Here is a 12,446-nt window from a genome sequence, read left to right on the forward strand (position 1 = left end):
TAAAGCGGGTGGATGTCTGCTAACGGACATCGCCCCGGCCTGCGCGCTGTCGCGGCAGGGAAGCGGGGACGATCATGGACACCTGTCCACTTCAGGAGTTTAATCCATGTCCGATACCCACGTCCCCGCGCGCTGGTGGCGCTACCTGTTTTACCCGCTCGCGCTGGCCGCCACGCTGGCCTTCATCCACGCCTCGGTCGGCGGCCGGCTCGGGCCGCTCGGCAAGGCCTATCCGGCTTATTTGCTGGGCATGATCGCGACCATGGTGCTGCTCGAGCGCATCGCGCCGCTGCGCCGCGAATGGAATATGACCCGGGCCTCGTTTTTCATGCGCGACCTGCCGATGCTGGTCGTCAACGGCGCCACCATCGCCGCCACCACCTACGTCGTGACCTGGCTGGCCGGCCGTCATGCCGGGCTGCCGCTGCATCGGAGCACGCTGCCGTGGCAGGTCGAAGCGGTGTGCGCGGTGCTGCTGTCGGATTTCCTCTGGTACTGGCTGCACCGCTACAGCCACGAAGGGCGGGGCGCGCTGGGCCGCTGGCTGTGGAAGACCCATGCGGTCCACCACCTGCCCGGCGAAGTCTATGTGTTCATGCACGTGGTGGGACACCCGATCAACAGCGCCTACGTCCGCGTGTTGCTGATGCTGCCCGCCATCCTGTTCGGCTTCTCGCCGGCGGCCGTGTTCGCGGCCTCGGTGTTCAACGGCTTCCAGGGCCTGGTGTCGCACTTCAATGTCGACGCCAGGGCGGGGTGGTTCAACCGGCTGCTGGTCGGCACCGAGCTGCACCGTTTCCACCACAGCGCAAACCGGGACGAGGCCGGCAACTATGGCGCCACCGTCTCGATCTGGGACCAGCTGTTCGGCACCTTCCGCCTGCCGGCCGCCGCGCCGCAACGGCTGGGCGTCGACGACCGCGATCGCTATCCCGGCGATCGCCAATGGGCCAGGTTGCTGGGCTTGCCCTTCCGCTAGCAGGGCAAGCCAGCCGGCGCTTACGGCTTCAGGTTGAAGTTGACGTTGCTCTGGTTGGTCAGCGAGATATCGACCAGCGGCAGGCTGGCCGTGGTGTAGCCCTCGGCCGAGGCCTCGACCAGGTATTTACCGGGGCCGGGCAGCACCGTGGCGGCGCTGGCAAATTGCAGCGGCAGCGTGGCGCTGTACACCGCGTACCGTGGCGCGCTGACCGGCAGGCCGCTCAGCGTGTAGCTGCCGCTGGCCAGGTCGGCGCCCTGGTATTTGATGGTGACCGTCGGCCCGGCCACGAAGCTTTGCTTGGCGGCGACGTAGGCGGTGGCGGTGCTGCTGGCCGGGGTCAAGGCGACGGCGCCGCCGATGCTGCCGGTGGTGGCCGCCGGCAGCGTGATCGGCGCGGCGGCGGTGCTGATCGCGACCGTGGCCGTGGTGCTGGTCACCGGCACCGTGCCGACCACGGCGGCGGCGCTGCCGTCGGCCGTGACCACCACGTCGTAGTTACCCAGCGGCAGGCGACTCAGTGCGAACTCGCCGGTGACGGCGTTGGGCGTGGTGGCGCTGACGATGGCGCCGTTCTGCTGCGCCGACACCATCACGTGGCTGCCCAGCAGCGCGGTCGAGACAAAGCCGCCGATGCCGTTCAGCGTGGTCGGAATCACCTTCACCACCGGCTTCAGCGCGTACTTGCCATTGCCCTTGGTGACGATGGATTTGCAGGCGTCGAAGTCCAGCACCAGGTCGACGCGCTGGCCGGCGGCGACGTCGAAGGCGTTGACCAGCTTGATGCCGCTTTGGACCGCGCTCGGCGTATCCAGCGATTGCTCGCTGGTGCCGCCGCTGACGAGCACGGAGTTGGCCAGGCCGTTGCCGGTGTTGGGATCGAGCACCAACCGCAACTGCGTGTAGTGGCCCGCGCTCAGCGACGTCTGACCCAGCGCCTCCAGCGTGCCGTTGGTCAGGTTCAGCAGGTTGATCTTGCGGGCCGGGGCCAGCGTGATGTCGGTCCAGCCGGCGTCGGTGTCGCTGGCCGTGCTGCTCTGGTGGACGCGCACCTTGTTGACGGTGACGTTGACGGCGTCGAAGCCGCACGACGGCGCGTCCGTCAGCGACACCGACAGCGTGCCCATGGTGGTGGCCGGCGCGGTATCGCCGCTGCCGCCGCCCCCGCCGCCGCAGGCGCTCAGGCCGGCCAGACTGAAGGCCGCGACGGCGGCAAGATAGATGGATGGGTGTGCTGGTTTCATGATCGATCTCCAGATAGTCGCGCCTGCGGCGCTTGTTGTGGCGACATGCGTGTCGCTGTGCGGATATTGTGAGTTCTTCTTGGAAACTTCTATGTTGGATGGCGAACATAGTGCGCGGCTTTTACATTTGTTACACATCGGCCCGCCTGCCGCGTCCTGCCAGGCGCCATACCAGGTATTGTGGTTTTTTTTAACGCCGACGTTGTCCGCGCGGCGCGGCGCGGCGTATAATCGCCCCGCTGCCGCAAGGTGGCACACGCTAGGGGTCCTGCGCATTGCGATGCGCGGGTGAGAAATACCCTCCGAACCTGATCTGGATAATGCCAGCGAAGGGAAGCTTAGGACACCGCCGCCACACCCTGTGAGCGGCACCGTCCAATCTCCTTTGCTGGCTCCTGTAGCTAACGAAGGAGCCACATGAACGCCAACGCCAAATTCCTCTCCGCCACCGCCACGGTGGACGAGGCAGCCATCAAGCCCTTGCCGAATTCCCGCAAAGTCTACGTCGAAGGCAGCCGTCCGGACATCCGCGTGCCGATGCGCCAAATCACCCAGTCCGACACGCCGGCCTCGTTCGGCTTCGAAGCCAATCCGGCTATCTACGTCTACGACACCTCCGGCCCGTACACCGATCCCGACGCCGTGATCGACATCCGCTCCGGCCTGGCCGCGACGCCGCGCCTGCCGTGGATCCTGGAGCGCAACGACACCGAGGAACTGGACGGCCCGACCTCCGAATACGGCCAGGCGCGCCTGGCCGACCCGGCGCTGGCCGAGCTGCGCTTCAACCTGCACCGCAAGCCGCGCCGCGCCCGTGAAGGCAAGAACGTCACGCAGATGCACTACGCGCGCCAGGGCATCGTCACGCCCGAGATGGAGTTCGTCGCCATCCGCGAAAACCTGCGCCGCCAGGAGTACATGGAAGACCTGAAGAACTCCGGCCCGATGGGCCAGCGCCTGGCCGACCTGATGGGCCGCCAGCATCCGGGCCAGTCGTTCGGCGCCAGCATCCCGGCCACCATCACGCCGGAATTCGTGCGCGAGGAAATCGCCCGCGGCCGCGCCATCATCCCGGCCAATATCAACCACCCGGAAATCGAGCCGATGATCATCGGCCGCAATTTCCTGGTCAAGATCAACGCCAACATCGGCAACTCCGCCGTCACCTCGTCGATCGGCGAGGAAGTCGAGAAGATGACCTGGGCCATCCGCTGGGGCGGCGACAACGTCATGGACCTGTCGACCGGCAAGCACATCCACGAAACGCGCGAGTGGATCATCCGCAACAGCCCGGTGCCCATCGGCACCGTGCCGATCTACCAGGCGCTGGAAAAGGTCAACGGCAAGGCCGAGGACCTGACCTGGGAAATCTTCCGCGACACCTTGATCGAGCAGGCCGAGCAGGGCGTCGACTACTTCACCATCCACGCCGGCGTGCTGCTGCGCTACGTGCCGATGACGGCCAAGCGCCTGACCGGCATCGTCTCGCGCGGCGGCTCGATCATGGCCAAGTGGTGCCTGGCGCACCACAAGGAATCGTTCCTGTACACGCACTTCGAAGAGATCTGCGAAATCATGAAGGCCTACGACGTCTCGTTCTCGCTGGGCGACGGCCTGCGTCCCGGCTCGATCTACGACGCCAACGACGAAGCCCAGCTGGGCGAGCTGAAGACCCTGGGCGAACTGACCCAGATCGCCTGGAAGCACGACGTGCAGGTGATGATCGAAGGCCCCGGCCACGTGCCGATGCAGCTCATTAAAGAGAACATGGACCTGCAACTGGAACAGTGCCACGAAGCGCCGTTCTACACGCTGGGCCCTTTGACCACCGACATCGCGCCCGGCTACGACCACATCACCTCCGGCATCGGCGCCGCGCAGATCGGCTGGTACGGCACCGCCATGTTGTGCTACGTGACGCCGAAGGAGCACCTGGGCCTGCCCGACAAGAACGACGTCAAGGACGGCATCATCACCTACAAGATCGCCGCCCACGCGGCCGACTTGGCCAAGGGCCATCCGGGCGCGCAGATCCGCGACAACGCGCTGTCCAAGGCGCGCTTCGAGTTCCGCTGGGACGACCAGTTCAACATCGGCCTCGACCCGGACAAGGCGCGCGAATTCCACGACGAGACCCTGCCCAAGGATTCGGCCAAGGTGGCGCACTTCTGCTCGATGTGCGGCCCGCATTTCTGCTCGATGAAGATCACCCAGGAAGTGCGCGAGTACGCCAAGGCCAACGGCGTGTCCGACGGCGCGGCGCTGGAGCAGGGCATGCAGGTCAAGGCGGTGGAGTTCATCAAGAACGGCGCCGAACTGTATCGCAAGTTGTGAGGCCGGCATGATCGACATCGAATTGAACGGCGCCCCGCACCAGGTGCCGCCGCGCCAGACGCTGGGTGAACTGATCGACGCTTTGTCGTTGACCGGGCAGGCGCTGGCGCTGGCGGTCAACCGCGCGGTGGTGCCGCGCCAGCAGTGGCCGCAGCGCGAGCTGCAGCCGCAGGACAAGGTCGACATCGTGCGCGCCATCGGCGGCGGCTGATTTTTTGACCCGCACTGCCAGGCGGGGTCAGACCCCGTACGGGGTCTGACCCCTAAGTTGGGGCGCTGGCGCCGAAGCAAAGGCGTGCGGGGTAAAGCATATCGAGGAGACGGACATGAACGCATCAACCCAAGACCTGCTGACCATCGCAGGCAAGAGCTACACATCGCGGCTGCTGGTCGGCAGCGGCAAGTACAAGGACCTGCAACAGACCCGCGAGGCGACCGACGCCGCCGAAGCGGAAATCATCACCGTGGCGATCCGCCGCGTCAACATCGGCCAGGACCCGAAGGCGCCCAGCCTGCTGGACGTGCTGCCGCCGTCGCAGTACACCATCCTGCCCAACACGGCCGGCTGCTACACCGCCAAGGACGCGGTCTACACGCTGCAGATGGCGCGCGAACTGCTGAACGGCCACAAGCTGGTCAAGCTGGAAGTGCTGGGCGACGAGAAGACGCTGTTCCCGCACATGCCGGAAACCCTGATCGCCGCCGAGGCGCTGGTCAAGGACGGCTTCGACGTCATGGTCTACTGCAGCGACGATCCGATCCAGGCCAGGATCCTCGAAGAAATCGGCTGCGTCGCGGTGATGCCGCTGGCCTCGCTGATCGGCTCCGGCATGGGCATCCTCAACCCGTGGAACCTGTCGCTGATCATCGACCAGGCCAAGGTGCCGGTGCTGGTCGACGCCGGCGTCGGCACGGCGTCGGACGCCGCCATCGCCATGGAGCTGGGCTGCGACGGCGTGCTGATGAACACCGCCATCGCCGGCGCGCGCGACCCGGTGCGCATGGCGCGCGCCATGAAGCTGGGCGTGCAGGCCGGCCGCGAGGCTTACCTGGCCGGCCGCATCGCCCGCAAGTTCGCCGCCTCGCCGTCCTCGCCGATGGCGGGCCGGCTGGCATGAGCGAGCGCCTGTCCTCGCAAATGACGGCACAGCTGATGGCACAACTGGTGGCCCGCCCGTGCGTGCTGGTTTTCGCCGGACTCGATCCGTCCGGCGGCGCCGGCATCGCTGCCGACTTGCAGGCGGTGGCCGGGCAGGGCGCGCACGCGCTCACCGTGGCCACCGCGCTGACGGTGCAGGACAACGACCGCGTCTACGGCGTGCAGCCGGTCGACGGCGCCATGGTGCTGCGCCAGGCGCAGGCGCTGCTCGACAAGGTGACGGTGCGCGCGGTGAAGATCGGCATTCCCGGCAGCGCCGCCAACGCGCTGGCGATCGCCGAAATCATCGCCCGCCTGCGTGCCCGCCAGCCGGAGCTGCCGGTGGTGCTGGACCCGGTGCTGGCCAGCGGCCACGGCGACCTGCTGTCGCGCGACGACGCGGTGCAGGCGCTGGCGCCGCTGCTGCCGCTGGTGACGGTGCTCACCCCCAACGGCCCGGAAGCGCTGGCGCTGACCGGCGAAGCCGATCCGCGCGCGCAGGCGCAGGCCTTGCGCGCGCGCGGCTGCCGCCATGTGCTGATCACCGGCGGCCATGATGTCGTCAACGATCATGGCGAGCAAGTGGTCAACCGCTGGTTCGGCCCCGGCGCCACGCCGGCGCCACGCCTGTCCGACAGCGCGCCGCCGGAAGACGCGCGCGACTGGAGCTGGCCGCGCCTGGCCGGCGAATTCCACGGCAGCGGCTGCACGCTGGCTTCGGCCATCGCCGGCCAGCTGGCGCTGGGCATGTCGATGGAACGCGCGCTGGAACTGGCGCAACAGTATTGCTATCGCGCGCTGCGCGGCGCCTACACGGTGGCCGCCGGCCAGCGCATCCCGCAGCGCCTCCCCCTGATCTGAAAGCTGAGAGCACATCATGCAAGGACTTTATTTGGTTACCCCCAACTGGGACGACACCAGCCGGATGCTGGAGCTGAGCGAACGGGCGCTGGCCGCCGCCCAGGGCGCGCAGCCGGGCGTCGCGATGCTGCAATACCGCCACAAGGAAGCCGGCCCGGCGCAGCGCCTGGATCAAGCCGGCGCGCTGCTGGCGTTGTGCCGGCGCTACGGCGTGCCCTTCATCGTCAACGATTATGTCGAGCTGTGCGAGCAGCTCGGCGCCGACGGCGTCCACTTGGGCGGCACCGATGCCGACGTGGCGCAGGTGCGCGCCCGGCTGGGGCCGGCCCCCATCATCGGCGCCTCCTGCTATGGCGACCTGCCGCGCGCGCTGGCGGCGCAGGCGGCCGGCGCCAGCTACGTGGCGTTCGGCGGTTTCTACCCTTCGCGCGTGAAGAAATACGCAGTGACTACCAAGATGGAGATCCTCGACCAGGCGCGCGAAGTGATCCGCGTGCCGAGCGTGGTGATCGGCGGCATGACGCCGGACAACGCCGCGCCGCTGGCGGCGCGCGGCGCGTCGATGGTGGCGGCCATCAGCAGCGTCTACCAGGCCGACGACGTAGCCGCCGCCGTGGCCGCGTTCCTGCGGCTTTATGCCGACAAAAAAATCGACCAATAAAAGGCTGGCATGACGGGCGGTTTTCCGCCTTATAATTGGTGCGTTAGCTTAAGCCTAAGGTTGCCGCCACATGAATGTCCCTTCCAGCCCGAAGCGTCTGATTCTGATCGTCGACGATGACCCACTGCTGCTCGATTTCCTGGGCGAGGTGCTCGGCCACGCCGGCTACGACATCCTCAAGGCCTCGTCGGCCGAACAAGCGCTGGAGCAGATCGCCCAGCGCGAACCGGACCTGGCCCTGCTCGACATCCACATGCCCGGCATGAACGGGCTGGAGCTGGCCAAGCAATTGCACGCCACCAGCTCGGTGCCCTTCATGTTCCTGTCCGGCCGCGGCGACGCCGACGCCGGCAAGCAGGCCGCCTCGTATGGCGCGGTGGGCTTCCTGGTCAAGCCGGTCGACGAAAAACACCTGATGCCGGCCTTTGCCGCCGGCCTGGCGCGCGCCGACGAAATCCGCCAGCTGCGCCGCACCGAACTCAATCTGAACGCCGCGCTGGCCGCCGGCCGCGAGACCAGCCTGGCCGTCGGCCTGTTGATGTGCAAGTTCCAGACCGACCGCAACACCGCCTTCGAGGTGCTGCGCGACCACGCCCGCTCCAACCGCCGCAAGGTCAACGAGGTCGCCGACCAGTTGCTGGCCGCCGAGGAAACCTTGAACAGCCTGCACGTGGCGTTCAACCAGCGTCTGAAAAAGTAAACGCCGGCGGTTTATTTGCGGTATTTTCTTGCTTTACAGTACTCTTCATGTAGACTGTGTCCATGAGCGGCAGGCCTGTCCTGCCCGCTTCGTAGTGCGGCGGGGCCTCCAACCTGCGCCTGCCGCCGCTTCGGCCGCCTGTTCCCTGCGACCGTCAAATTCCCTTCGGCCCAACTCCGCCGACCCTTGCGTTGCCTTGCCAGCCCGTGCTGCCAGCGTCGCATTTCCATCAGTTTTGTGTGCGGAGACACTTATGACCAACGATTATTCCCAGGACAGCTATCGGCCCTTCAGCGAGCAGGACGGCGGCGCCGCGATCGGTTTTTCGATTTTCGCCGAAGCGCCCCGCGTGCTGCATATCGACAAGGACTTCGATGCGGCGCTGGTGCTGTCGACGCTGCTGGTGCCGGAAACCCGGGTCACCCATGCGTCCACCCTGGCCGATGCGCGCGACATGCTGCACCACCAGCAGTTCGCGCTGGTGGTGATCGACCCCGACCTGCCCGACGGCGATGGCGCCAGCCTGCTGCCGCTGCTGTACCAGCAGCAGGGCGACGCGCGCGTGCTGGTGTACTCGGCGCGCCATCCCGAGCGGCACACGGCCGGCGGCGCCTTCCTGCCCAAGCCGTGGACCTCGCCGCGCCAGCTGTGGCGCACCGTGTCCGACCTGCTGGGCATCGGTGCGGCGATGCCGGTCGAGCCGCAGTAGTCGTACGCGCCACAGATCGTCCCCGGCTTGCTATCATGGCGGACCACCGGAACGGCCCCCCGTTCCGGTGCCCCGAACAACGCAGCCACAGGACGAACAATGAAAACCAAAGCAGCTATTGCATGGCAGGCGGGCAAACCGCTGACGATCGAGGAAGTGGAACTGGGCGGCCCGCGCGAAGGCGAGGTGCTGGTCGAGATCAAGGCCACCGGCATCTGCCACACCGATTACTACACCCTGTCCGGCGCCGATCCGGAAGGCATCTTCCCGGCCATCCTCGGCCATGAAGGCGCGGGCGTGGTGGTCGACGTCGGCCCCGGCGTCAAGTCGCTCAAGAAGGACGACCACGTCATTCCGCTGTACACGCCGGAATGCCGCCAGTGCAAATTCTGTCTGTCGCAGAAGACCAACCTGTGCCAGTCGATCCGCTCGACGCAGGGCCGCGGCCTGATGCCGGACGCCACCAGCCGCTTCTCCATCGACGGCAAGCCGATCTACCACTACATGGGTACGTCGACCTTCTCCAACTACATCGTGGTGCCGGAGATCGCGCTGGCCAAGATCCGTTCCGACGCGCCGTTCGACAAGGTTTGCTACATCGGTTGCGGCGTCACCACCGGCGTCGGCGCGGTGCTGTTCACGGCCAAGGTCGAGGCGGGCGCCAACGTGGTGGTGTTCGGCCTGGGCGGCATCGGCCTGAACGTGATCCAGGCGGCCAGGATGGTGGGCGCCGACAAGATCATCGGCGTCGACATCAACCCGGCCCGCCAGGAGATGGCGCGCAAGTTCGGCATGACCCATTTCATCAATCCGAAGGAAGTGGAGAACGTGGTCGACGCCATCATCCAGCTGACCGACGGCGGCGCCGACTACAGCTTCGAGTGCATCGGCAACACCACCACCATGCGCCAGGCGCTCGAGTGCTGCCACAAGGGCTGGGGCCAGTCCATCATCATCGGCGTAGCGGCGGCGGGGCAGGAGATTTCCACCCGTCCGTTCCAGCTGGTGACGGGGCGGGTGTGGAAGGGCTCCGCATTCGGCGGCGCGCGCGGCCGCACCGACGTGCCGAAGATCGTCGACTGGTACATGGAGGGCAAGCTCAATATCGACGACCTGATCACCCATCGCCTGCCGCTGGAACGCATCAACGAAGGCTTCGATTTGATGAAGAGCGGCGAATCGATCCGTTCCGTCGTCATCTATTGACGTCTGTCGCCGCGGAATGCAGCTGGCTCCGGTCAACTTGCATTCCGTCGCAATCCGCAGGCGTTCAGCGGTGTGTTTGTCTACAGTGGAGTCATGGAAGTAAGGCCCACCACTGAAGGAGAAACATCATGAACGTACTGAAAAACATGGAAATCATCTTCGTCGCCAGCGCAGTTATCCTGTGCGCCACCGGCTACGCCAGCGCCGAAGTGCGCGCCACGCCGGCCATCGACGCCGGCTCGGTCAAGATGGTCGTGGTGGACGGCGTCAAGATGCCAGTCGTCACCATCAGCGCCAAACGCGCCCACTAAACCCGGTTGGGTGGATGTAGAAAAAAAGTTCTAGACATCGTCATCTAGATAATTTATTCTACATCCATCAACTGGGGAGTGCGGAATGGAAGCGATACGCAATCATAAGATTTCACGGCAGGCAGGACGCTCATGAGCAGCGTCCTGGCCGCCCTGGTGCCCGCCGTCGGCTGGGCGCTGCTGCACTTTATCTGGCAGGGCCTGTTGATCGGCTGGGCTGTCGCGCTGGCGATGCATGCGCTGCGCGGGGCCCGTCCGCAGACCCGTTACGCCGTGGCCTGTGCCGGCATGTTGCTGTGCGCGGCGCTGCCGCTGGCCGGCATCCTGGCCCAGCTGGCCGATGCCGACAGCGGCGCCGGCTCCGCCGCGCTGTTGCGCGTGTTTGCCGGGCAGGGCGCAGGTATGGCGGACGCCGCCGGTCAGGCCGCCGCTGCCGCCGCGCCCGGCCTGCTGGGCGATGGCGCTTTTTCCTCGATTGAAACGCTGCTGCGGCGCCAGCTGCCGTGGGTGGTCGGCCTGTGGCTGGCCGGCGCGGCGCTGATGTCGCTGCGGCTGGCGCTGGGCCTGAAGTGGGTTGCCGAGCGCACCCGCGCCGGCGAATACACCGTCAATCATTACTGGCAGCGGCGCCTGTCCGAACTGGCGCGCCGCTTCGACATCGAACGCCATGTGCGGCTGGGCGTGGCCGATCTGCTGGACAGCCCGATCACGGCCGGCTGCTGGCGTCCCATCGTGCTGGTGCCGACCGCGCTGGTCAGCGGCATGCCGCCCGATCTGCTGGAGGCGCTGCTGGCGCACGAGCTGGCCCACATCAAGCGGCACGACTACCTGGTCAACCTGATTCAAAGCGCGATCGAGATCGTGCTGTTCTATCACCCTAGTGTTTGGGCCCTGTCACGCAGGATACGGATCGAGCGGGAACAAATCGCCGACGACCTCGCGGTGGACATGCTTGGCCAGCCCCAGAGGCTGGCAAAGGCCCTGTCGGAACTGGATCGGTTCCAGTTCGACACCACACAACTAGCCCACGCGGCTCACGGAGGAAATCTCATGTCTCGTATTAAACGCCTGCTGCGTCCCGATGTCGAACCGGTCAGCTGGAAAATGGCCTTGCCCCTGATGGGTTTGTTTGCTGCCGGTGCGGTGTTCTACGCCCACGCCGCGCCGCCGGCCGTTGCCGCCGGCGCGCAGATCGCCCAAGTCAGCCAGGTGGCTGACGCTGACCAGGCCGAGCCGGTAGCACCGCCTGCACCGCCGGAACCTGCCGCTCCGGCAGCGCCCGCAGAGCCTGCGGAGCCGGCTCCAGTCGCCGAGCTGGCGGCGCCAGCAGCGCCGGCCAAACCGCCGAAGCCAGCCAAGCCTCCGCGCGTGCTGGCGGCGGCTCCCGCAATGCCAGCGATGCCGGCAGTGCCAGCAGTTCCAGCAGTCGCAGCCTTGCCTGCAGTCCCAGCTGCGCCGGCGGCACCGGCAGCGCCTGCAGCGCCGCCCGCACCGCCTGCGGCTCCGGCTGGAGCGCAAAGCTACCATTTTGATCGCGCCACCTTCTCCAGCCGCGACGGCCAGCGTTCCGGCTATGCGCTGGTACACGCCAACAAGGACAACATGACGGTCTCGGCCACGCACCAGGACCTGCCCAAAATCGAGAACGCGCGCCGCGCCGTCAAGGGCGACTTCATCTGGTTCCGCGACGGCGACAAGGCCTATCTGATCCAGGACCCGGCCGCCATCGCCAAGGCTGACGAAGCGTGGGCCGCCGTCAACCGCATCGGTGCGAAGATGGATGAGCAGGGCAAGAAAATGGATGCGCAAGGCAAAGTCATGGACGCGCTGGGCCGGCAAATGGAGAAACTGGGCCGGGATACCGAAGGCCGGGCCCAGCTGGACATGGACCGCCAGCAGCGCCTGATCGAGCGGGTTGGCCGCCAGCAGGAAGCGCTGGGCCGCCGCATCGAGCAGGCCGCGCGCGAAATGGGCGACGATCCGACCCCGGAAAAGCTGCGCCGCTTCCACGAGCGCCAGGCCGCGTTGCAGGCGGAAATGGCGCCGCTGCAAAGCCAGATCGCCCAATCCCAGCGCGAACTGGCGCCGCAACTGGAGAAAATCCACGCCATGCAGGAGCCGATGAAGGCGCTGAGCAAGCAGATGTCGGAAGCCGGCAAGCCGATGGCCGAGCTGGGCCAGGCCATGGGCGAGCTGGGCCGCGAGCAAGCCAAGGCCAGCCGCGAAGCCGAGCGCACCATGAAGGAGCTGATCAAGGACGCCATCAAGGCCGGCAAAGCCGTCCCGGCGCCGTCCGCCTAAAC

The 12,446-nt window shown here is 66.7% G+C and carries 12 protein-coding genes and 1 riboswitch; of the genes, 11 read left to right on the top strand and 1 reads right to left on the bottom strand.

Annotated features, from left to right (window positions below; translation table 11 throughout):
- The first annotated feature begins 106 nt into the window (after nt 1-106).
- Nucleotides 107-979, top strand: coding sequence for a sterol desaturase family protein (locus RUGAMON1_RS04575; RefSeq protein WP_445229387.1), 873 nt, complete (start codon nt 107-109; stop codon nt 977-979).
- A 20-nt stretch (nt 980-999) separates the two neighbouring features.
- Here RUGAMON1_RS04575 and RUGAMON1_RS04580 read toward each other — a convergent pair whose 3' ends face one another.
- The gene (locus RUGAMON1_RS04580) at nt 1,000-2,223 is read right to left on the bottom strand and encodes a DUF4382 domain-containing protein (protein WP_445229388.1); all 1,224 of its coding nucleotides are present in this window, start codon (nt 2,221-2,223) and stop codon (nt 1,000-1,002) included.
- A 251-nt stretch (nt 2,224-2,474) separates the two neighbouring features.
- Nucleotides 2,475-2,575, top strand: a riboswitch (TPP riboswitch).
- A 65-nt stretch (nt 2,576-2,640) separates the two neighbouring features.
- On the opposite strand from RUGAMON1_RS04580, the gene thiC reads away from it, so the two are divergent.
- The 10 genes from thiC (at nt 2,641) to RUGAMON1_RS04630 (ending at nt 12,444) form a co-directional block, all read left to right on the top strand.
- Nucleotides 2,641-4,557: a phosphomethylpyrimidine synthase ThiC gene (gene thiC / locus RUGAMON1_RS04585; protein WP_445229389.1), complete on the top strand. Its 1,917-nt coding sequence runs from the start codon at nt 2,641-2,643 to the stop codon at nt 4,555-4,557.
- 7 nt (nt 4,558-4,564) lie between these two features.
- Nucleotides 4,565-4,768, top strand: coding sequence for a sulfur carrier protein ThiS (gene thiS, locus RUGAMON1_RS04590; protein WP_445229390.1), 204 nt, complete (start codon nt 4,565-4,567; stop codon nt 4,766-4,768).
- A gap of 115 nt (nt 4,769-4,883) precedes the next feature.
- Nucleotides 4,884-5,675, top strand: coding sequence for a thiazole synthase (locus RUGAMON1_RS04595; RefSeq protein ID WP_445229391.1), 792 nt, complete (start codon nt 4,884-4,886; stop codon nt 5,673-5,675).
- Nucleotides 5,672-6,556, top strand: a complete 885-nt coding sequence (gene thiD / locus RUGAMON1_RS04600; protein WP_445229392.1) for a bifunctional hydroxymethylpyrimidine kinase/phosphomethylpyrimidine kinase — start codon at nt 5,672-5,674, stop codon at nt 6,554-6,556. Before RUGAMON1_RS04595 ends, thiD begins: the two co-directional genes overlap by 4 nt.
- A gap of 16 nt (nt 6,557-6,572) precedes the next feature.
- Entirely contained in the window at nt 6,573-7,217 is a 645-nt protein-coding gene (gene thiE / locus RUGAMON1_RS04605) for a thiamine phosphate synthase (protein ID WP_445229393.1), read from the top strand.
- Nucleotides 7,218-7,287: 70 nt separating this feature from the next.
- On the top strand, nt 7,288-7,917 hold the full coding sequence (locus tag RUGAMON1_RS04610; protein WP_217945042.1) for an ANTAR domain-containing response regulator: 630 nt from the start codon (nt 7,288-7,290) through the stop codon (nt 7,915-7,917).
- A 253-nt stretch (nt 7,918-8,170) separates the two neighbouring features.
- Nucleotides 8,171-8,626: a response regulator gene (locus tag RUGAMON1_RS04615; RefSeq protein WP_445229394.1), complete on the top strand. Its 456-nt coding sequence runs from the start codon at nt 8,171-8,173 to the stop codon at nt 8,624-8,626.
- Between the two features lie 99 nt (nt 8,627-8,725).
- Nucleotides 8,726-9,832 (top strand): S-(hydroxymethyl)glutathione dehydrogenase/class III alcohol dehydrogenase, encoded by a 1,107-nt coding sequence (locus RUGAMON1_RS04620; protein ID WP_445229395.1) that lies wholly within the window; start codon nt 8,726-8,728, stop codon nt 9,830-9,832.
- Between the two features lie 128 nt (nt 9,833-9,960).
- Nucleotides 9,961-10,143, top strand: a complete 183-nt coding sequence (locus RUGAMON1_RS04625) for a hypothetical protein (RefSeq protein ID WP_445229396.1) — start codon at nt 9,961-9,963, stop codon at nt 10,141-10,143.
- Nucleotides 10,144-10,275: 132 nt separating this feature from the next.
- Nucleotides 10,276-12,444 carry a M56 family metallopeptidase gene (locus tag RUGAMON1_RS04630; protein ID WP_445229397.1) on the top strand — a complete coding sequence of 723 codons (2,169 nt, stop codon included), beginning with the start codon at nt 10,276-10,278 and terminating at the stop codon, nt 12,442-12,444.
- Nucleotides 12,445-12,446: the final 2 nt, after the last annotated feature.

Source organism: Duganella rhizosphaerae (genome assembly GCF_040364205.1).
In the GTDB taxonomy this organism is placed as follows: Bacteria; Pseudomonadota; Gammaproteobacteria; order Burkholderiales; family Burkholderiaceae_D; genus Rugamonas; species Rugamonas rhizosphaerae.